Origin of the sequence: Pseudomonas sp. F9001 (assembly GCF_013385435.1) — a bacterium.
In the GTDB taxonomy this organism is placed as follows: domain Bacteria; phylum Pseudomonadota; class Gammaproteobacteria; order Pseudomonadales; family Pseudomonadaceae; genus Aquipseudomonas.
The window spans coordinates 267,367-287,209 of the sequence record NZ_JACAPX010000015.1; the positions used below are offsets into that span (position 1 = coordinate 267,367).

Sequence of the window (19,843 nt, forward strand, 5' to 3'; positions counted from 1 at the left end):
TTCGGGTTCCCCGGCCCCAAAGAAAAAGCCCCCGGCCCACCGGCTGCGGATAGGGGACGCAGTCGGTGGGGCGGGGGCTTGTTGTGTTGCTCTGTTTACTGCGCGATGGTTTTTACCGACACGCCACGCTCGATTGGCGTGGATCGACCGTAGATATCTTCAAAGCGTTCGATATCGTCTTCACCCAGGTAGCTGCCGGACTGCACCTCGATAATCTCCAATGGAATCTTGCCCGGGTTACGCAAACGGTGCACCGAGGCAATCGGGATGTAGGTGGACTGGTTTTCGGTGAGCAGGAACACGTTCTCGTCACAGGTGACTTCGGCGGTGCCGCTGACCACGATCCAGTGTTCGGCGCGGTGGTGGTGCATCTGCAACGACAGGCACGCGCCCGGTTTCACCGAGATGTGCTTGACCTGGAAGCGCCCGCCCATATCCACCGAGTCGTACGAGCCCCATGGACGGTACACCTCGCAGTGGTTCTGGGTTTCGCTGCGGCCCTGCTCGTTGAGGGTGTTGACCATCTGCTTGACGCCCTGGACCTTGTCCTTGTGGGCAATCATCATCGCGTCCTTGGTTTCTACCACCACGATGTTTTCCAGGCCAATCACCGACACCAGCTTGCCGTTGCCGTGGATCATGCAGTTCTTGCTGTCCTGGATCACCACGTCGCCCTTGCTGACGTTACCGTTGGCGTCTTTTTCATTCACGTCCCACAGCGATGCCCAGCAACCCACGTCGCTCCAGCCGGCAGTCAACGGCACCACGCAGGCCAGTTGGGTTTTTTCCATCACGGCGTAGTCGATGGAGTTGTCCGGGCAGCAGGCGAAGGTGGATTCGTCGATGTCGATGGTGTCGGCGGTTTGGTTGCTGCGTTCCAGGGTCAGCAGGCAGGTGTCGTAGATGTCCGGATCGTGTTTTTTCAGCTCTTCGAGGAAGCGGCTGGCACGGAACAGGAACATGCCGCTGTTCCAGAAATAACCACCGCTCTTGACGAATTCGGCGGCGCGTTTTTCATCGGGTTTTTCCACGAACTGTTGCACGCGGCTGACGCCTTCGGGCAGCAGCGAATCGTTGGTCGACTTGATATAGCCGTAGCCGGTCTCCGGACGGGTGGCCGGCACACCGAACAGCACCATTTCGCCACGCTCAGCCGCCACAGTGGCCAGGGCCAGGGCGCGTTGCAGGGCTTTCTGGTCATCCAGCACGTGGTCGGCGGGCAGCACCAGCATCAGTTCGTCGCGGCCTTCGTTGACCAGCATCATCGCCGTCAGGGCCACGGCCGGCGCGGTATTGCGGCCGAACGGCTCCATCAGGATGCGCTGGGTTTCCAGTTTGCGGGCAGCCAGTTGCTCGTTGACGATAAAGCGGTGGTCCTTGTTGCACACCACGATGGGCGCGTCCATGCCGTCGAACACCAGGCGCTCCAGGGTTTGCTGGAACAAGGTGTGCTCGCCGGTCAGGGCCAGGAACTGCTTGGGAAACTGTTTACGCGAAAGCGGCCAAAGACGTGAGCCGCTACCACCGGAAAGGATTACTGGGATCATGGTGTTTCTCCTTGAATCAAATTTGGTTAGAGCCTGTGGGAGCCGGGCTTGCCCGCGATGGCATCACCTCGGTGTACCTGATACACCGAGTTGTCCGCATCGCAGGCAAGCCAGCTCCCACAGGGGGCAGCGTCAATCTGAAAATCTAATCAGCGGGTCGACACAGGGCGTTTCACCCACACTGGCGACAGGTTGGCGCCGGTGCCGGTGACGTACAGCACTGCGGCCTCACCGCGTTCCAGAGCTACCGGCTTCACGTCGCCGACTTTTTTATCGCCTTCATACAGCGCCAGGCTGACCTTCACCGGGTTGATCTCGCGCTCGCCACGGCCCTTGGCGGCCACGGCCTGGACCACGTCGGTCTTGCCATCGGCGGTTTTCAGGGTCAGCGACTTGTCACTGAGGTTCTGCACGCGCACCAGGGATTTCTGCTTGTTCTTGAACGGCGGTTCTTCGATCAGTTGCGGTTGGCCGCTGCCGCTGCTGACCAGGGTGTAGTAGTGGTCGGCGGCGAGCTTGACCGGCAGGGTCTGGCTGCCGACCTTGGCGCTGTAGTCACCGCCCGGCATGAAGCTGAAGTCACTGCTGGCCAGCGGTGCAACCTCGTTGAGGTTGGTGCTGCCGACGGTGGCGCTGACTTCCTGGTTGCTGGCGTTGTACACCCGCACAAAGCTCGAGCCTTTTGGCGCGACGGGACCGTAGAGGGCGGCGTCGCCACCGGCGAAGGCGGACATCGAAACAACGCTCATGCCGGCGACGAGGGCAAAAGTTTTTGCGAGGTTAGTAGTGAAAGTCATGTGAGTTACCTCTCTTTCAGTTTTGCGCCCGGTCGGGCGTCTCGGAGTTCATGTTTTTAACGGTGGGGGTGTTGATAGCCATGTTCTGTTGGCGCATACCGGCTTGTTTGAGCTGCGCAACCCACTGCGGGTCGGCATCGCCGATTTCGTTGTTCACAGGCAGATAACGCTCGGGAAACTCCCAGATCAGCACCTGTGGCGGGCTGTTCTTGAAGTCGTCGCTTTTCAGGTAGCTGAGCATCGGCAGGATCGGGCCGTGGCCGTCTTCGGAGTAGTTGATGACGTCGCTGCCCAGGGCTTGCTTCAGCGCGCCGACAAAGTTCCAGTTCGGGTTGGCGCTGTAGCTGGTGCCCACCAGGGCCACCGGGTTTTCACTGTCGGTGAACAGCGCATCGTCGCCTTTGGTTTCAGCCAGGTGCGTCACGCGTTTTTGCAGTGGCTCCTTGGGCGGCATCAGGTTTTCGAACAGCGGGTCCAGCGGCAGGAACAGGCGCAGGTCGCCCTTGTGTGGCTCGGTCTTCTCGGCTTCGGTGACAAAGCGTTGAGGCTCGCCGCTCAGGGGCGTTTTGTTGGCAATTGTCTTGGCCAATTCTTTGGCCGCCACTTCAGCGCCGTCCGGGGTCCAGTGGGTGTCGGTGCGCAGGAACACTTGCTGGCCGTGCAGCTTGGCCTGTTGCAGCGGGCCCATCAGGTCAGGGGCGACGATCTTGTCGGCGGCCATGCGGGCATGGAAGTCCTGGTACAGACCGGCGCGGATGCTCGCCGGCTGCACTTCACCCAGGTGTTCCGGGTACAGCCGCACCTTGGCTGGCACGATCGCCATCACCAGTTGGATGCCCTGGGCCTTGAGCTTCTGGCGCACGCCTTCCACCAAGGCGTAGTTGCCTTGCAGGTTCTGGTCTTCGTTGACGATGGGGTTGAATTCCTCGTCGCTGTACAACCAGTGGTCGCGGCCAATCACCACGCCAGGGCGGCCTTCGTTGAACAGCTTGTAGTCCAGCGCTGCCCAGAGGTTGGTGCCCAGGCGCTTGATCGGGAACTGGTCGTCGTAGTGGGTCTCGACAGCCTTGGTCCAGCGGCCGTTGAGCACGGTGGCGTCGGCGTTGGTGCTGAAGCCCAGGAAACTGCGCATCGACCAGGCGCCCAACGCCAGCAGCACGGCGAGGAACAAGGCGATGTAGAGGACGCGTAATGAACGGGTCATGGTCGGCTCCCTCAGAACTGGAAGTAAAGGAACGGCGAGAAGCTCTGCGCCGAAAGTTTGAGAATCGACGCCACGAACAGCAGCAGTACTGCGGCGCGCATGGCGTAGCGTGGCCAGGTGGCGCTCCAGTAGGCCGGTTGCACGGTGGCCTCGGTGCCCACGGTGTAGCCGGGCTCATGGATGCTGCCTGGGTTGTCGCCCGGTACGGCCTTGATCAAGCCCGGTTGCGCAGTCGCCGGGCCGTCGGCCTGGGTGTTCACCGCAGGCTTGGTTTTTTCCGGTGGGCGGTTGCTGTAGAAGTCCCGCAGGCCGAAGAACGCCAGGGTTGCGTACGCCACCACCAGGGTTGCCACTTGCAGGCCGGTGAGGCTGGCGCGGTTGAGTTCCGACAGCGACCACTCGCCGAAGCTGAACATCGCGCCGTACATACGGCCGGCGACGTGCAGGTTTTCCGAGCGGAAGATCACCCAGCCCATCACCACCAGCAGGAAGGTGAAGGCCCAGCGCACAACGTTGAAACTGCGCGGTGCGGTGTTGAGGCCGATGGCTTTTTCAATCGCCAGCCACATGCCGTGCCAGGCGCCCCACACGATGTAGGTGATGTTCGCACCGTGCCACAGGCCACCGAGGAGCATGGTCAGGAACAGGTTGCGGTAGGTGGTCAGCGTGCCTTTACGGTTGCCGCCCAGGGTGATGTACAGGTAGTCACGCAGCCAGGTGGACAGGCTGATGTGCCAGCGCCGCCAGAACTCGGTGATCGACTGGCTGATGTACGGCTGCTTGAAGTTTTCCATGAAGCGAAAACCCATCATCAAGCCCAGGCCGATGGCCATGTCGCTGTAGCCGGAGAAGTCGAAGTACAGCTGCGCGGTGTACGCCAGTGCGCCGAGCCAGGCGTCACCCGTCGTAGGGTTTTGCAGGGCGAAGCAATGATCGGCGACCACCGCCAGGGTGTCGGCGATAAACACCTTCTTGATGAAACCCTGCATGAACCGCGTGCAGCCCTCGGAGAATTTATCGAGGGTGTGGGTGCGGTTGTTGAACTGGTCGGCCAGGTCGCGAAAACGCAACACCGGGCCGGCAATCAGATGCGGGAAGATCGCCACGAACGCCGCAAAGTCGATCAGGTTGCGGGTGGCCGGGGTGTCGCCGCGGTACACGTCGATGATGTAGCTGATGGACTCGAAGATGTAGAACGAGATCCCGATCGGCAACAGCACGTGGGTCAGGATGAAAGGCTCAAGGCCGGCCGACTTCATCATCAGGTTGATGCTGTCGACACCGAAGTTGGCGTACTTGAAGTAGCCGAGGATGCACAGATCGACCGCCACGCCCAGCAGCAGCCAGCGCTGGGCCGGCCTGGTGCGCACGCCTGCCGCGCCGACCTTGAGGCCGATCCAGTAGTTCCACAGCGTCACGGCGGCGAACAGCGCCAGGAAGTCCACTCGCCACCAGGCGTAGAACACATAACTGGCAACCAGCAGCAGCAGATTGCGATAGCGTTGCCCGCTCAGGTAGTACAAGCCGAGGAAGATCGGCAAGAACAGGAACAGGAACACATTGGACGAGAAAACCATCCCGATCTCTCCATGTTTAACCAACAGTCAAGGGCCAACGGCCCCCCCAAACCCCCCACCGAAATGAGAGGGCTATGTGATCGTTCCCACGCTCTGCGTGGGAATGCCTCACTGGACGCTCTGCGTCCGCTTTTGGGACGCGGAGCGTCCCTGGCTGCATTCCCACGCGGAGCGTGGGAACGATCAGCGACTAGCTGCCTTTGTTGCCTTTCTCATGCGCCGGGTCGTAGACCTTGGTCAGGTCACCCCCCAGGCGGAATGTCTTGAACGGCTGCATGCCGTGCTTGCGCTCGATCACATCCGGGGCGCAGGTGTAGAGGGTGCAGAAGGGCTCAAGCCAGGCAAATTTCATGTCTTCCTTGAGGTCCTTCATGTCCTGTTCCTTGCCGTTCTTCTGCTCGAAGATCTCCGGGTCTTTCACCCCGGCCAGCACCTTGTCACCCAGGCGTTTCAACGCGCCGTTGTTTTCCTGGCGCAGGTCCACACCGTTCACCAGGGCAAAACTGGCGATCATCGCCAGCGGCGGCAGGGCGTAGTTGTGGTACGACAGGGCTCGTTGCTGACGCTTCAATTCGTTCGGCAGGAAGCCTTGGGCATCCACCTGGTTGGCGCCGACCTTGTATTCCTTCACGGCCCAGTCAAACAGGTCGCGGCGGTTCACGGCGACGGAGGTCGCCATCACCGACCAGGCAGCCCAGTAGGAGTGGTTGTTGGTTTTATCCAGCGGCAGGTTGTCCCAGTCGCTCACCACCTGGTCGGCCATTTTGCTGAACCAGGCTTCGATCAACTGCGACTCCTGCTGGTGGTTGGCCAGCGGATGAGAGTCGGAGAACTTCAGGCGCACATAGGCCGACGCCATGCTGCCCAGTGCCCATTTGCGCATGGACTTGCCGGTGTGGTTGAAGTCCTTGGACATCAATGCATCGGCCTTGGCCCAGCTCGTGAGCCAGTTCAGCGTGCATTCCAACTGCTCCGGACGGCCGTCGCGCATGAATTGCATCACACGCTTGCTGGTGTCTTTTTCCAGCTTGGTGATGTCGGCGGTGCTGTCGCGAAAGGCTTTTTCGGACTGCACATTCAGGGTGGAACGAGCCTTGTCCGAACCTTCGTACTTGCTGCGAAATTGCAGCGAGCCGGTGTACGGCGCGGGCATGGCGTCGCAGTCATTCTTGAAGTCGCCGGTCTTGAATGCTTCCACCGGGGCGAAATAACCCTGGGGCGGACGCAGTGGTGCGGCGGCGTTGACTTGGCCGGCAAACATCGCCAGGCCCAGCAGCGTTGGAATCAATAACTTCTGCATAAGTAACCTCATTGCCCCGTTGAAGCAGTCTGTTGACCACCGGCGGGGAATACGTTGCGTGTGCAAATTTTCGCTTCGACTTTCTGCGCGGCCTGGCCCGCTTCAGGGCCCTGCACTTCCACGGCCAGCAGGTTTTGCGTGGCCCAGTCTTCATCGGTGCGCAGTTCAAAGGCGAAACGCCCGTCTGTATCGGATGTTTCGGGTTTCTCGATCTTGATGTCCTCGTGGCGCCCGTTCATGTACCAGAGGGTGGCTTGCAGGGTTTTCACCGATGGGTCGGCGAAGCGGATGTCGACCTGGTGACTGCTGTTGCGCAGGTCTTTGTTCGAACTGTTCACCAGCAATTCGTTCTTGCCGGGTTTCAGCGTGGTGCTGGCGCTCATCTGGGCGGTCTTGCCTTCACAGCCGTTGTCCAGCAGCGACATCATCTGGCGGTAGATGGTCTCCTGGTCCAGGCGATACAGCGGCGAGAATTCCCAGATCAGGATCTTCGGCGGGGTCTTCTGGAATTCTTCGCTGCCCAGGTACTGGATCATCGAGCCTTCCAGGCCACCACCGGGGAAGGCGACGTTAAGGATGTCGGCACCGATTTCCTGTTCCAGGAAGCCGGCGAAATTGTAGTTCTTGCCACTGTGGCTGGTACCCACGAGGGTGATCTGCGGGTTGCCGGAATCACCGAACAGGTCGCCGTCCGCCGCTTCGCCCTTGGGCTCGGTGGTGAACTGGTCCATGTACTGGATCGCGTAGCTGGTGCCGCACAGTTGCCCGGCCATGTTGTGCAGGGTGCCGGTCTTGCCCATGCGCCCAGACCGTTTGGTCTCGAATTCGCGCTGGGGGATGCCGGCAAATTCAGGCATCGCCCGCACTTTCGCGCCGACGATTTTGGCGGTGCGCTGGGCGCCGTATGGCGTCCAGTGTTGGTCGCCGCGGAAGTAGAAATCGTGGGCCGGCAATTCATCCGGCAGTTGCTCGTTGGTCAGCGGCGACAGGTCCGGTACGACGTAGCCCATCTTGGCGAAGCGCCCGAGCATGGTCTTGTAATTGCCCAGGGCCTTGTCGAAATCGAACCTGGCTTTCTCTTCAGGGTTGAGCTTGTTGCGGTTCACCAAGCCACGGGTCGGCTGGTAGACCACCACCAGTTCCACGCCCTTGCTCTTGAACGCATCGTGCAGCTGCTGCATGCGTTTGTAGCCGGCGGGGCTGGTGTCGAATTCGGTGCGCAGGTCTTCCTGGGTCCGGAACAGCCAGTCGCCCTGGGCTTGCACCAGGGTGGTGAAGTTCTGCTGGTAGCGGGTGGTGTAGTTCTTCGCGTCGTGGGCGGCCGGGCACAGGCTGCAGCACGGTTCGGCGGTGAAGGTTGGCGCCTTGATTTCGTCGGCGCGCACGCCCTGGCTGGCCGCGAGCAGGCCGAGGGTCAAACCCGAAAGGCTGAGCAGTTTGATCATGTGTGGGTGCATAAAGGTCATCCTCAGTCCTGCATTTCGGTCTGGCGTTCGACAGGGTCGATCAGCACGGCTTTCTTCTGGCGTACCAGCAAGTCGAGGATCTCTTCCTGGCGATCGCCAAGAACGCCCGAGAAGCTGATGCCACTGGATTTGGTCGGCGCAAGCATCGATACGCGGTACAGCTCGACGCTCAACGGCGAGTCGATGGACAGCGGCCCGCTGCCGTTGGCGGCCAGTTCACCGCCGACCACGATCAGCGAGACCTTGGTGTCGAACGGGTCGAGGGCGATGTCGCGGTCGGTGTCGGTCAAATCCTTGATGTGGCCGTACACGCCGGTCAGCCCGTTGGCCATGGCAATGTTCTCGTACAGGCGAATGTTCACGCTGTTACGCACGCGGATGCCGTGGCGACGGTTGCTGATCACCTTGTTGCCCCACAGCAGGTTATCGCCGCTCTCATAGAGGGTGATGCCGTCGGTGTGGTTGCGGTAGATCTCGTTGTCGGCGATCAGGTTGTTGACGCTGTTACGGTCGATCACCAGGCCCGAGAGCTTGTTGTCGAAGCTGCGGTTGTTGAAGATGAAGCTGTCGTTCACTTCCCGGGAAATGATGATGCCGTGCTTCTTCTTCGTGCCATAGACGGTGTTGTCGGTGATGATCAGGCCGTGTGAACGGTCGTGGGGGTCAATGCCGTAGACGATGTTGTCCTTGTAGGTATTGCCCTTGAGCACAAAGCCGGTGGTTTCGTAGCAGTAGAAGCCGTACCACATGTCCGAGAACTCGGAGTCGACGATCCAGCCCGTCGGTTCAGGACGCTTGAGCACCTTGGCCATGTTCGGCGTGTATTGGGAAATACTCACGCCATACGACTTACTGTTGGCGTAGCCGAAACTGGCCATCTTGCTGTTGGCGATGTAGGTCTCGGTGCCGCCCCAGGCCAGCAGGAACGGGCGGAATTCCTTGGGCGACTGGAAGGTCGCCGGGCCGTTGGTCTTCTCGCGCCAGCCGGTGATTCTGGTGTCACGTACGAACAGCTGGCCGTCGTTGATCAGGAACGAACCGGCTTCCTGGGACAGGCGCAGCTCTTGAGTCTGCTTGTCGATTTCGAGGATGCCTTTACGGCCCACCACGATCGGCAACTTGGCCAGGAACACCCCCGGCGAGGTTTCGCTGAAGTACTGCTTGGGCACTTTCTTCAGCAGGTCCTTGAGGTTCATGTAGCCGTCGTCGACAAAGATCGCCTGGGGAATGCCGTGCTGGCGCACTACCCATTCGGCCATCTTGTTGTCGCCGCCGATGAAGTCCTTCAGGGCGTCTTCCTGCATCATCCGGCGGATGCTGATTTTGCCTGGCTTGGTACGCACGATCTTTTTCGCGATATTGGCCGCGGTGTAGCCGGACACGTCCGGCAGCGCAGGCTTGGCCATCTCCAGCGGCTCGGTCGGCGGGCTGGAGATGGTGTAGGTCTTGGCCTGTTGCAGCTCTTTGGCGATGGTCGGCGCTTTGTCGGCGAAGGCCGAGGCGCTGGCCAGCAGCATGGCCGCGACGAGCAGGCTTTGAGACTTCATTGCGCAGGCTCCCATCAGAACTTCCAGATCACGTCGACAAAGGCGCGATGCATGTACGAGTCGACCTGGCTGCCATAGGCGTCGCCCGGCTTGAACACGCCTGCACGGAAGCGCACCAGGGCCGACGGCTCGTCGATCGACTGGCTGAGCCCGGCCGGCAGCAGGCCTTTCTTGAAGTACTTGGTGACCACCAGGTCCATCTCCTGGCCGAGATCTTTCTTGCCGTCTTCAAGCGGCAGGGATGTGCTGGACAGGATCGCGCCGGTCACGTCATCGGTGTTGTTCTGCACGGCATCGATGCCGTTGCTGCCCACCGGCTTGTTGCCGTCGACGCGCCAGAACTTGTGGTACACCAGGCTTGCGTCATAGTCCTCGCGCAGCTGCCAGGACCCGAACAGGCTCATGGACTGCATGTTGTTCATCTCGCCGCGAAACGCTTCGCCGAAGCGATGGACGCGGGACTGGGTACCGGTCCAGTTTGAACGGTTGCTTTGCAGGCCGTTCTGCTCGTATTCGGCACTGGCGCGGGAGTAGGCGGCGCCCACTTGCCACTGCGGGTCGAGGCGCAGGCGCACACCCAGGTCGGTGGCCCAGCCATTCACGTCATCGCTGCGCTTGGCGTTGGCCGGGCGGGTGCCGTCGGCGTTCAAGGCGTTGACCGTGTCGCGGTCGCCCTGCATGCCGGTGACGCTCGCCCAGTAGTTGACGGTGTTGGTGTTGCGCCAGTTGTAGGCGTCGCTGTTGGCTTCGATGCCGAGCCAGGTCAGGTCGCCGTTCTCGCGCTTGTCCAGCGAGTCGGTGGCCACGCCCGGTTCCGGGTAGTCGAGCTTGCCGTCATCATGGGTGTGGTGCGCGCGCAGGCCGATCCACTGGCCTGGCGTCCACTGGTAGGCGGCGTCGGCGTACAGGTGCTGACGGTCCTTGTCCTTGGGCGACAGTTCCTTGAGGTCGGTGCGGTATTCGCTGAAGCGCTCGGCGACGCCGACATTGGCCTTGAGCAAGGTGGTGTCGAAGGTCCAGTTCAGCGCTTCGATATTGGTGTCGCGCCATTGGCCGTCGTCATTGCGCAGGCGTTGGCGACCGAGCTTGAGGATCTCGCCGGGGTAGGGCGTGAAGCCGCCATAGGCGACCCAGAACTCGCGCATCGCCAGGTAGTTCTTCTTGCTCTTGCGGTCGTCATTGCTGGTCTGTTGAGTGGCGTCATCCGAGGACTGTTGCAGGGTGTCGGTCTCGATGATGTCGCTGGAGGTCACGGCCTGGCCCATGGCGTAGGCGCTCCAGTTGCCGCTTTCACCGTAGATCCACGGGCGCAGGTCAAGGCCGATGCCGTTGACGTCGCCGCCTTTCTGGGTGCCCAGGTCGCGGTCATCTTCGGACTGGCCGGTGACTTTGACTTCCAGGCCGAAGTTCTTGGCTTCGGTCAGCGCCGCCAGGGTCGGGCACGACCACAGCAGGGCGAAGGTCAGGCCGATACCGGCCTTGACGAATGGGTTGAGCTTCATAGGGATTCCTCGCCGTCTTCTTCTTGCAGGGCGTGCAATTGCAGCGTGCTTTGGGCCAGGGTGCCGCGCACGGCCAGCTCCTGTTGCACCAGGCGTTGGCCTTCGGCGCGTTGTTCCGGGGTCAGCGGCGCTTCGAGCTGGGTCGCCAGGTCGTTGGCTTCCGGCGTGTCCTGGGCCTTGGCCAACTGGCTGAAGACATAGGCGTTAAGCGGGTCGGGCTTGGTGCCCTTGCCTTGGGAAAACAGCTGGGCAATCGCGAAGTCGGCGCTGTTCTGGCCGTTGCGCGCAGCGGTCAACAGATGGTCCAGGGCCTTTTGCGAATAGACCTTGCCCAGGTAGCCACGGCGGTAGATCTGGCCGAGGTAGTAGTCGGCGGCGACTTCGCGGCCGACGGCTTTCTGGAAGTGTTCTTCGGCGGCCTTGGCGTCAGCCGGGACCCACTTGCCTTCGTAGTAGAGCTTGCCCAGCAACAGTTCGGCGCGGGGCTGGTCGGCGGCGCGGCCGTTGTCGAGGTACTTCATCATCTGGTCGACGTCACCCAGTTCCGGGAAGTCGTAGAGCAGTTGTGCCAGGCTGACCCAGGAGGCCGGGTAGCCGGGGGCGATTTTTTCCAGCAGGGCCTGGGCGGTTTTTTCGTCGGTCTTGCCCAGGCTTGCATCACCCAGTACACGAGCCACGCTGTCGACCCGTTGGGCGGTGACGGTGCCGCGGCTGTAGCCGGCTTCCATCTGCTTGAGCAGTTCGGCCTGTTTTTCCGGCTCGGCTTTTTTCTGGTAGACCGTGGCCAGCTCGACGTAGCAGATATCGGTGGTGTTCAGCGCCGCCTTGCAGATGCTTTCCACTTCATCCAGGTGCTGGTCGTAGGTGTCCTGGGTGCGATACAGCAGCACCTGGGCGAGACCGGCTTCCGGGTAACCCGAGGCGCGCCATTTGCTGATCTGCTGCTGGGCGTTGATGTTCGGGAAACTGTGCGGGTATTGCAGGTAGAGCATTGCCAGCGGGATCAGGGTGTTGCCTTCGCCATTGGCAAAGGCTTTTTTCAGCAGGCCTTCGGCTTCATGGTGTTCGGCTTCGGTCGCGCCGGGCTTGGCCACCAGCAGGCGGCCCAGGCGTGCCTGGGCACGGGGCGAGGTATCGGCAGCCGCGCGGTACGTCGCTTCGGCCTGCTTGATTTGCTCGGGGTCGCGGGTGCCGACCTGGATATCCGCCAGGCCTACTTGGGCCTCGCTGTAGCCCAAATCCGCGAGCTGCTGGTAGTTCTGCTGGGCAGTGACGGTGTCGCCACGTTTCAGCGCTTCATTGGCCAGGCGTTGGTCGGGCAGGCCGGCGCAACCGGCGAGGCTGACCGCAACAGCCAGCAACGCCGCAGTTCCCATGTGGGAGCGGGCTTGCTCGCGAAGGGGCCCTGTCAGTTGATGCATGTGTTGGCTGACACACTGCTTTCGCGAGCAAGCCCGCTCCCACAGGGATTGCGGTGTTTTTGAGAGAGTCATCACAGGCATGTCCTCTGCTTACAGACCGTTGGCCATGGCTTTGTCGATCAGCCAGTTCAGGGACGGGCCGCGATCGCTGGTCACTTCAACTGGGCGACCGGCGTAGGTGCTGTCCAGCGGGGCGTCGGGTTTGATCTGCACGCGGATGTCGGAGGACATTTCGCTGCTGTTCAGGCTGGTGCTGCTGACGATGGTGCCGGTGCGTACCTGCTCTTCATCCGCTACCTGGAAGTTCACGCGGGTGCCCGGGCGAACGTCGGCAAACTGGCGATAGGAGAAACGTGCATCAACGTTGGCCTGGCTGCCGCGTGGCACCAGTTGGAAGATCACGTCGCCCTTGCTGGCGTACTGACCGTCGGCGACCAGTTGCTGGGCCACGACGCAGTCGCACGGGGAGGTGAGGGTGCCGGTCATTTGCTTGCCGAACAGCTCTTCGACCTTGGCCGGTTGCAGCTGGTCTTCGTCCAGATGGCCCTTGAGTACGTCGAGCATGCTGGTGCTGAAGGTTGCCAATGGCGCGCCTTTGGCGGCGACCGCATCGCCTTTGATCAGGCTTTGCACGGTGCCATCGCGGGGCATGGTCACGTTCATCCCGGGCACGCTCACCAGGCCGGAGGTGGCGTGGCTGACGAAGTACATGCCGTACACCGATTTGACCACGAAGCCGAATGCCGCCAGGCCCACCACGAAGATCCCGAGGCTGAACGTCACCGCCCGCAGGCGGCCACCGACGCTCATGTTGCTGCCGCCGTCCTTGACCTTGCGCGCCTTGGTGAAGTTGTCGCGTTGCAGGGTTGCCAGCACGTCACCCATGGTCACGATGTCACCGGCCAGGTGCGAGGTGATCAGGTGGCGCAGGGTGGAGATGTCTTGTGCATCGAGGTTCTGGAACTGGCAACCGGTGCGGCCGGTCTGGCGGTCGTAGGAGCGAATCTGCAGCTCGACGTCCATCGCCAGGCCCAGGTTGTCGATCACGAATTGCAAGCGACCCTTGTGCACATCGCCGACTTTCAGCGGCTGCTGCGGGGCGTTGAAGGCCAGGCCGCCGGCGGACAGGTCGATCACCCGCACTTCCATCGGTGTTTGATCGGCGCCGAAGAAGCGCAGCTTGGCCGGGATTTTGACCCGGGCGTGTTGGCGCTGGGCTTCGGATTCGTGGACAACGTTGGCGTTTACTGGGCTATTCATGGTGTTTAGTTCCTAGTTAATTCAGGCTTGGCAGGGTCAAACCATCATCAGCAACACGGCGACGAAAATGCTGCCGGCGGAGAAGGTCATGGTCCGAGACGACCAGGTGTTGAACCAACGTTGAAAGCTGGCCAAATCGCGGGTCAGTTTGGTGTCCTGGCGGGTCCAGGACTGTTGATCAAGGCGGAAGAACACGTAGATCTTCACCAGCGCGCCCATGATCTGGTTGTAATAGAGAATCACCGGGTAAGCCGGGCCGATCTTGTGGCCGGAGCACGACAGCAGCAGGGTCAGAATCAGGCGGGTGATGCCGATCCACAGCAGGTAGGCGAGGATGAACGCGCCGCCGTATTTGAAGGTGGCGATGATCGCCACGGTCAGCCCCAGCAGGGAGGTCCACATCGACACGCGTTGATCAAACAGCACGATGCTGGTGAACAGGCCCAGGCGACGCATACCCAGGCCCAGGGCACGTGAGTTCTGGCGCAGGTTGTTGCCGTACCAGCGGAACATCAGTTTGCGGCTGGCCTTGATAAAGCTCTTTTCCGGCGGGTGTTCCACGGTGTGGATCGCGGCGTCCGGTACGTAGAAAGTGTCGTAGCCCAGGCGCATCAGGCTGAACCAGCTGGACTTGTCGTCACCGGTCAAAAACTTGAAGCGGCCCAGGCGCCAGTGTTGCAGCGAGTCGCTTTCCACATCGGCAATGAAGCCCGGGTCGGTGACCACGTTGGCGCGGAATACCGACATGCGGCCGGTCATGGTCAGCACGCGTTTGGACAGGGCCATGGAGCACATGTTGATGTGGCGCTGGGCGAAGCGCAGCTTGTGCCACTCGCTCATGATGTAGCCGCCGCGCACTTCGCAGAACTCGTTGGTGGTTAGGCCGCCGACATTGCCGAACAGCTGGAACCACGGCACGGTCTTGCGCACTACGCCCTCGGCGAGCACGGTGTCGCCATCGATCACGGCCACTACGGCACGGTTGTCCGGCAGGTGGCGGGAGATGGCGCGAAAACCGAAGGCCAGGCCGTCACGCTTGCCGGTACCGGCGATGCGCACGAAGTCCAGTTTGACGTGGTCGGGCGGGTTCATCCTGGCCCACAGGCTCTTGACCAGCAGCTCATCGGACATTTCCACCAGGGAGCAGACCACGGTGGTAGGGAAGCCACATTCGATGGCCTCGCGGATCACCGAGCTGTAGACCTGGGCCGTGGTCAGCGCGTCGATCCGAAAGCTGGTAACCATCAGGAATACGTGGGACGGGTCTGCTGCCTTGCCCAGCTTGCGCACTTTGCGCCGCAGGTGCGGGTAGACCACGTACAGGAACAGCATGCCGCGAAAGAAATGCGTAGCACCCATCGAGTAGCGCCAGATACCGACGGCGCCAATCAGGAAAATAAAATTCTTCGACTCTGAGTCGAACGTACTCGCCGGCAACAGCAGGGCGAGTCCCATCAGCAGGCTCAGGAAAAACAGCCAGCCGGCAGATTGGAGGAGTACGTGTTTTAACTTGGACATAGGCGTCATTCCGCAGGTGAAGGAGGCTTCAAGCAGCAAGCGCCGGGGATCAGGACGCTTGCCGCTTGAAACTTGCCGTTGCTGTTACCAGCAAATGCCTTCGGTACGGCCGCTCACGCTGGTGGCCTTGGACATGAAGCCCACCAGGTCGACCACTTGCTTGCCGTGGGGTGCGTTGTGCGCCAGGGCACGGAACTTCTCATCGCGGTTGCCCAGGATGATCACGTCGGAGTTGTTGATCACTTCGTCGAAGTCCGAGTTGAGCAGGGACGACACGTGAGGGATCTTGCCTTCGATGTAGTCCTTGTTGGCGCCGTGCACGCGAGCGTATTCGACGTTGCTGTCGTAGATGCTCAGGTCGAAACCCTTGCCGATCAGCATCTCTGCCAGTTCCACCAGCGGGCTTTCGCGCAGGTCATCGGTGCCGGCCTTGAAGCTCAGGCCCAGCAGGGCGACTTTGCGTTTGTCGTGGCTGGAAACGATGTCGAAAGCGTTTTGCACCTGTGACTCGTTGCTGCGCATCAGCGAGTTGAGCAGCGGCGCATCCACGTCCAGAGAGCCTGCGCGGTATGTCAGGGCGCGCACGTCCTTGGGCAGGCAGGAACCGCCGAAGGCAAAGCCCGGGCGCATGTAGTACTGGGACAGGTTGAGGGTCTTGTCCTGGCAGACCACTTCCATCACTTCGCGACCGTCGACACCCACCGCCTTGGCGATGTTGCCGATCTCGTTGGCGAAGGTCACTTTGGTCGCATGCCAGACGTTGCAGGTGTACTTGATCATCTCGGCGACGGCGATGTCCTTGCGGATGATCGGCGCGTCGAGTTCTTCGTACAGCGACTGCAGAACATCGCCGGAAGCGGTGTCGAATTCACCGATGACGGTCATCGGCGGCAGGTCGTAGTCGGCGATGGCGGTGCTTTCACGCAGGAACTCAGGGTTTACGGCGACGCCGAAGTCGACGCCGGCTTTCTTGCCCGAGCAGTCTTCGAGAATCGGAATCACCACATTGGCCACGGTACCTGGCAGCACGGTGCTGCGGACCACGATGGTGTGACGGGAGGTCTTGTCACGCAGGACAAAACCGATCTCGCGGCACACCGATTCGATGTAGTTGAGTTCCAGGTCGCCGTTCTTCTTGCTCGGCGTGCCGACGCAAATCATCGACAGGTCGGTATCACGGATTGCCTCGGCGAAATTGGTGGTGCCGCGCAGTCGGCCGGTTTGAACGCCCTGGCTTAACAGCTCGCCCAGACCCGGTTCAACGATGGGGGATTTACCCGCGTTGATCAGGTCAATCTTTTCCTTGGAGATGTCTACGCCAACGACCTCATGGCCCCGTGCAGACAGGCAACCGGCACATACCGCGCCGACGTAACCCAAACCAAATATGCTGATGCGCATCGCATTTACCTCATTGTTAATCGTGCCACTAGATGGCCGGAGTTCATGTTTTGAAGCGTCACCCAGGCACTGGGAAGTGCGACGAATAAACGTCGGTATATCCAGTGCAGGCATACTAAAAGTCGAGTGACTAACTAATGCACTCAAGTTGTGCGCAACTTGGCCTTATTGTTGGGGCTTGCCCTGAAATGCAGCCAGCCTTCCTGGGGAAGGGCCTGGCGCCAGTGCCGCAAGGCGTTGACAGGGGCTTTGAGCCCTTATATATCAACGGCTTGGGTTGTCTCACTGACCCATGCAGGTGAGCTCAGCCTTGGCCTTTTCGGAGAAAGTAGTGAAACCTTTGCGTCCGCCTTCAACTAATCAGTTGATGATTTGACCATTGAGTCAAAGTTATATGACAACTTCGCTACTTCCCTTGGTCGCCACGTAAGTCATCTCTTACATCTTCAGAGATAATCGTTACCGGTGGTATGAGCGGTGCTTTAGGACATAGTTCCTGTCCACTCATCCTGTTTCCGGAAATTTCTTGAAATATTAGGAAAGATGGCACTAGTACTATTCTGATAGCACTTGCTATTTAGGCCAGTAGTTGCGGGGAGTTGCGAGGGGTAAATAGTTTTGTGCCACTACTGTTTTAAAAAAGTGGTGCCACTACGAAAAAAATTGACGAATGTCGAGTGAAATAAATGTTAGGGAATCTGAAGAATTATTTTTGACGCCAAATAAATGACGATTTCGGAATTGGAATGCAAACAAAATGTGGGAGCGGGCTTGCTCGCGAAAGCGGCGTGTCAGGCAATAAAGGCATCGACTGAACCACCGTTTTCGCGAGCAAGCCCGCTCCCACATTTGGATCTTCGTTGTCAGGTTATTCCGGGGCGTGATCCCGCAGGAACACCAGGTTATCCGGCTTCGACTGCTCCGCATTGAAGCGATAACCCTGCACGTCAAACTCCTTGAGTCGGGCCGGGTCGTTGATGCGTTCTTCAATCACAAAGCGGCTCATCATGCCCCGGGCCTTCTTGGCGTAGAAGCTGATGATCTTGTACTGGCCGTTTTTCAGATCCTTGAACTCGGTGTTGATGATCCGCGCTTTCAATGCCGGGCGTTTGACTGCCGAGAAGTACTCGTTGGACGCGAGGTTGAGCAGCACGTCATCGCCTTGTTCGGCCAGGGCTTCGTTGAGCCACTCGCTGATGCGGGTGCCCCAGAAAGCGTACAGGTCCTTGCCACGGGCGTTGGGCAGTTTGGTGCCCATTTCGAGGCGGTACGGCATCATCAGGTCCAGCGGCCGCAGCAGGCCGTACAGGCCGGAGAGCATGCGCAGGTGGTCCTGGGCGTAGGTGAAGTCGGCGTCCTTGAGGGTTTCGGCGTTGAGGCCGGTGTAGACGTCGCCCTTGAATGCCAGCAGGGCTTGTTTGGCGTTGGCGGGGGTGAAGGCGGGGGTCCAGCTGCCGAAGCGTGCGGCGTTGAGGCCGCCGATTTTGTCGGAGACGTGCATCAGTTCGCTGATTTGCGCCGGGCTGAGTTCGCGCAGTTGTTCGATCAGCTCCTGGGAGTGGTCGAGGTATTGCGGCTGGGTGAAGCGCGGGGTGACCGGCTTTGACTCGAAATCGAGGGTTTTGGCGGGGGAAATCACCGTCAGCATGAAGTCGTCTCCTTTAATCGTGGGGGGATTCTAGGGGGTAGGGCGGTTTGACTCCACCTATGATGGTGATAGATAGCTGTGCGGTCGTTGGGGGGCATATCCGTTTCTGCGGTTACGGCGGCTTATGGTTTCGCTCTTACAGCGAGTCACTTTGCAAAAGCGTTCAAAAGTGAGCCGCTGTAAGAGCGGAACCAATACAAGCCATCACTCAAATAACGCATATACACACCAACCCAATAGCGCCCCCACACGATCGGCTATAGTGCCCGACGACTCTGGAAAGGGAGACCCTTCGTGCGAATTGCGCTTTTACTGTCAGCCTGGCTCATCTGCCTGGGCGCCCAAGCCGCCCCCGTGGATGTCGCGACCCTGGACCGCGGCACCTGGCCCGAACGCCTCAGCAGCCCCGCCCTGTTCGACGTCGCCTCACGCGCAGAAATCCTGATGTTCGCCCACACCCTGCTCGCCAGCGAATCCCTCGACGAGCCCGCCCTCAAGCAGCGCCTGGGCCTGAAGATCATCAACCAGGCCTCGATCGACGACCTGCGCCGTCAACTCTGGCAACGGCTACTGGAAAACTACACCTTCGCCCAACAAAGCTGCGAACAGGACGCCTCCTTCTGCTACCTGGTGGAAAACATGGACGACCTGCGCGAACAAGCCGCCAAATTCGAAGTCAGCGACAACTCCTTCTATATACGCTGGGCCGGCCCCAGCCGCGCATTCCACGAACGCTACCTGGATGAACAGTTGCGCAAGGCCGCCCTGTTCCCCCAGATCAGCAGCGAAATCGCGCGCTTCGGCGACCACGAGCGCAACGGCGACGAACTCAACGACCGGATGTTCCTGCTGACCTTCGACAGCGGACCGTCCCCGGTCAGCGGCAATACCGACTGGCTCGCCGACTACCTGCGCAAACAGAAAATGCACAGCCTCTTCTTCGTGCTGGGCAACAGCCTGCAAACCCGCGTCGAGAAAAGCTCGGCCACCGATGTGCAGGCGCTGTACCAGGGCCAGTGCGTCGGCATCCAGGGCTGGCAGTACCGCTCCCATAGCCACTGGGTCGACTGGCAGTCGTCCATCACCCGCAGCGCCTCCCTGGCGCAAAACCTGATGCCGGAAAACTACTTGCCGCTGTTCCGCCCGCCGTACGGTCAGCGCCGGTCCGACAGCCAGGGATTTTTCCAGTCACAAGGGCTGCAAGTGGCCTTGTGGGACATCGACTCGGAAGACGAACCCGGCAAGCTCAAGGCTGATGAGTCGGCGAACCGCGTGCTCACACTGATGCTGTTGTGGCGGCGCGGGGTGATCGTCTTCCACGACACCCAGGACAAGGCGCGCATCGCTTTACCCTGGCTTTTACACGCCACGGCAGAAAGTGGACTCGGCTGGCAGGATTGCCGCGAAGCGTTTCGCTGAAAACGCACGAAAAGCCCGGCCCTGTTGGGGCTGAGGTTTTTCAGGGGGGAATTTGGGAGGTATTTCGATACAGGCGGACTTCCGACTTTAACGGTGCAATGCCGGCGCGCCTAGTGCTATTCGTCATCCTGAAAAATAAACTTCAAAAAAGCGTCAAAGTGCTTTTTCCTGTCATGTGTTTTGCGGTATTACGAAGACAGACAGCCGAAACCTGCAACACAGGTGGCGTCTTCCAA

The 19,843-nt window shown here is 60.5% G+C and carries 14 protein-coding genes; 1 reads left to right on the forward strand and 13 read right to left on the reverse strand.

Annotation, left to right across the window (positions count from 1 at the left end; all coding sequences use genetic code 11):
* Positions 1-95: 95 nt before the first annotated feature.
* The 13 genes from HX818_RS17835 to yaaA all read right to left on the reverse strand — a co-directional run bounded on the left by HX818_RS17835 (position 96) and on the right by yaaA (position 18,188).
* Entirely contained in the window at positions 96-1,547 is a 1,452-nt protein-coding gene (locus HX818_RS17835; RefSeq protein ID WP_003216275.1) for a mannose-1-phosphate guanylyltransferase/mannose-6-phosphate isomerase, read from the reverse strand.
* Positions 1,548-1,696: 149 nt separating this feature from the next.
* Positions 1,697-2,344 (reverse strand): alginate O-acetyltransferase AlgF, encoded by a 648-nt coding sequence (locus HX818_RS17840; protein WP_008434181.1) that lies wholly within the window; start codon positions 2,342-2,344, stop codon positions 1,697-1,699.
* Between the two features lie 16 nt (positions 2,345-2,360).
* Positions 2,361-3,548, reverse strand: coding sequence for an alginate O-acetyltransferase (locus HX818_RS17845; protein WP_177020475.1), 1,188 nt, complete (start codon positions 3,546-3,548; stop codon positions 2,361-2,363).
* 11 nt (positions 3,549-3,559) lie between these two features.
* Positions 3,560-5,125, reverse strand: coding sequence for an MBOAT family protein (locus HX818_RS17850; protein WP_087692834.1), 1,566 nt, complete (start codon positions 5,123-5,125; stop codon positions 3,560-3,562).
* 190 nt (positions 5,126-5,315) lie between these two features.
* Entirely contained in the window at positions 5,316-6,425 is a 1,110-nt protein-coding gene (locus tag HX818_RS17855) for a mannuronate-specific alginate lyase (protein ID WP_008434173.1), read from the reverse strand.
* A gap of 8 nt (positions 6,426-6,433) precedes the next feature.
* Positions 6,434-7,882 carry an alginate O-acetyltransferase gene (locus HX818_RS17860; RefSeq protein WP_076014451.1) on the reverse strand — a complete coding sequence of 483 codons (1,449 nt, stop codon included), beginning with the start codon at positions 7,880-7,882 and terminating at the stop codon, positions 6,434-6,436.
* A gap of 11 nt (positions 7,883-7,893) precedes the next feature.
* Positions 7,894-9,453: a mannuronan 5-epimerase AlgG gene (algG, locus tag HX818_RS17865; protein ID WP_043225844.1), complete on the reverse strand. Its 1,560-nt coding sequence runs from the start codon at positions 9,451-9,453 to the stop codon at positions 7,894-7,896.
* Positions 9,453-10,940 (reverse strand): alginate export family protein, encoded by a 1,488-nt coding sequence (locus HX818_RS17870; protein ID WP_003216288.1) that lies wholly within the window; start codon positions 10,938-10,940, stop codon positions 9,453-9,455. The genes algG and HX818_RS17870 overlap by 1 nt, the downstream gene beginning before the upstream one ends.
* Positions 10,937-12,361, reverse strand: a complete 1,425-nt coding sequence (gene algK, locus HX818_RS17875) for an alginate biosynthesis TPR repeat lipoprotein AlgK (protein ID WP_371135978.1) — start codon at positions 12,359-12,361, stop codon at positions 10,937-10,939. Before algK ends, HX818_RS17870 begins: the two co-directional genes overlap by 4 nt.
* Positions 12,362-12,451: 90 nt before the next feature.
* The gene (locus HX818_RS17880) at positions 12,452-13,621 is read right to left on the reverse strand and encodes an alginate biosynthesis protein Alg44 (protein ID WP_003216292.1); all 1,170 of its coding nucleotides are present in this window, start codon (positions 13,619-13,621) and stop codon (positions 12,452-12,454) included.
* Between the two features lie 36 nt (positions 13,622-13,657).
* Positions 13,658-15,139 (reverse strand): mannuronan synthase, encoded by a 1,482-nt coding sequence (gene alg8, locus HX818_RS17885; RefSeq protein WP_003216294.1) that lies wholly within the window; start codon positions 15,137-15,139, stop codon positions 13,658-13,660.
* Between the two features lie 84 nt (positions 15,140-15,223).
* Positions 15,224-16,540: a nucleotide sugar dehydrogenase gene (locus tag HX818_RS17890; RefSeq protein ID WP_003216295.1), complete on the reverse strand. Its 1,317-nt coding sequence runs from the start codon at positions 16,538-16,540 to the stop codon at positions 15,224-15,226.
* 868 nt (positions 16,541-17,408) lie between these two features.
* A complete protein-coding gene (gene yaaA, locus HX818_RS17895) occupies positions 17,409-18,188 on the reverse strand; it encodes a peroxide stress protein YaaA (RefSeq protein ID WP_102606060.1) in 780 nt (259 codons plus the stop codon).
* 294 nt (positions 18,189-18,482) lie between these two features.
* Here yaaA and HX818_RS17900 point away from each other — a divergent pair, with 294 nt between their 5' ends.
* Positions 18,483-19,607: a polysaccharide deacetylase family protein gene (locus HX818_RS17900; RefSeq protein WP_177020477.1), complete on the forward strand. Its 1,125-nt coding sequence runs from the start codon at positions 18,483-18,485 to the stop codon at positions 19,605-19,607.
* Positions 19,608-19,843 lie beyond the last annotated feature (236 nt).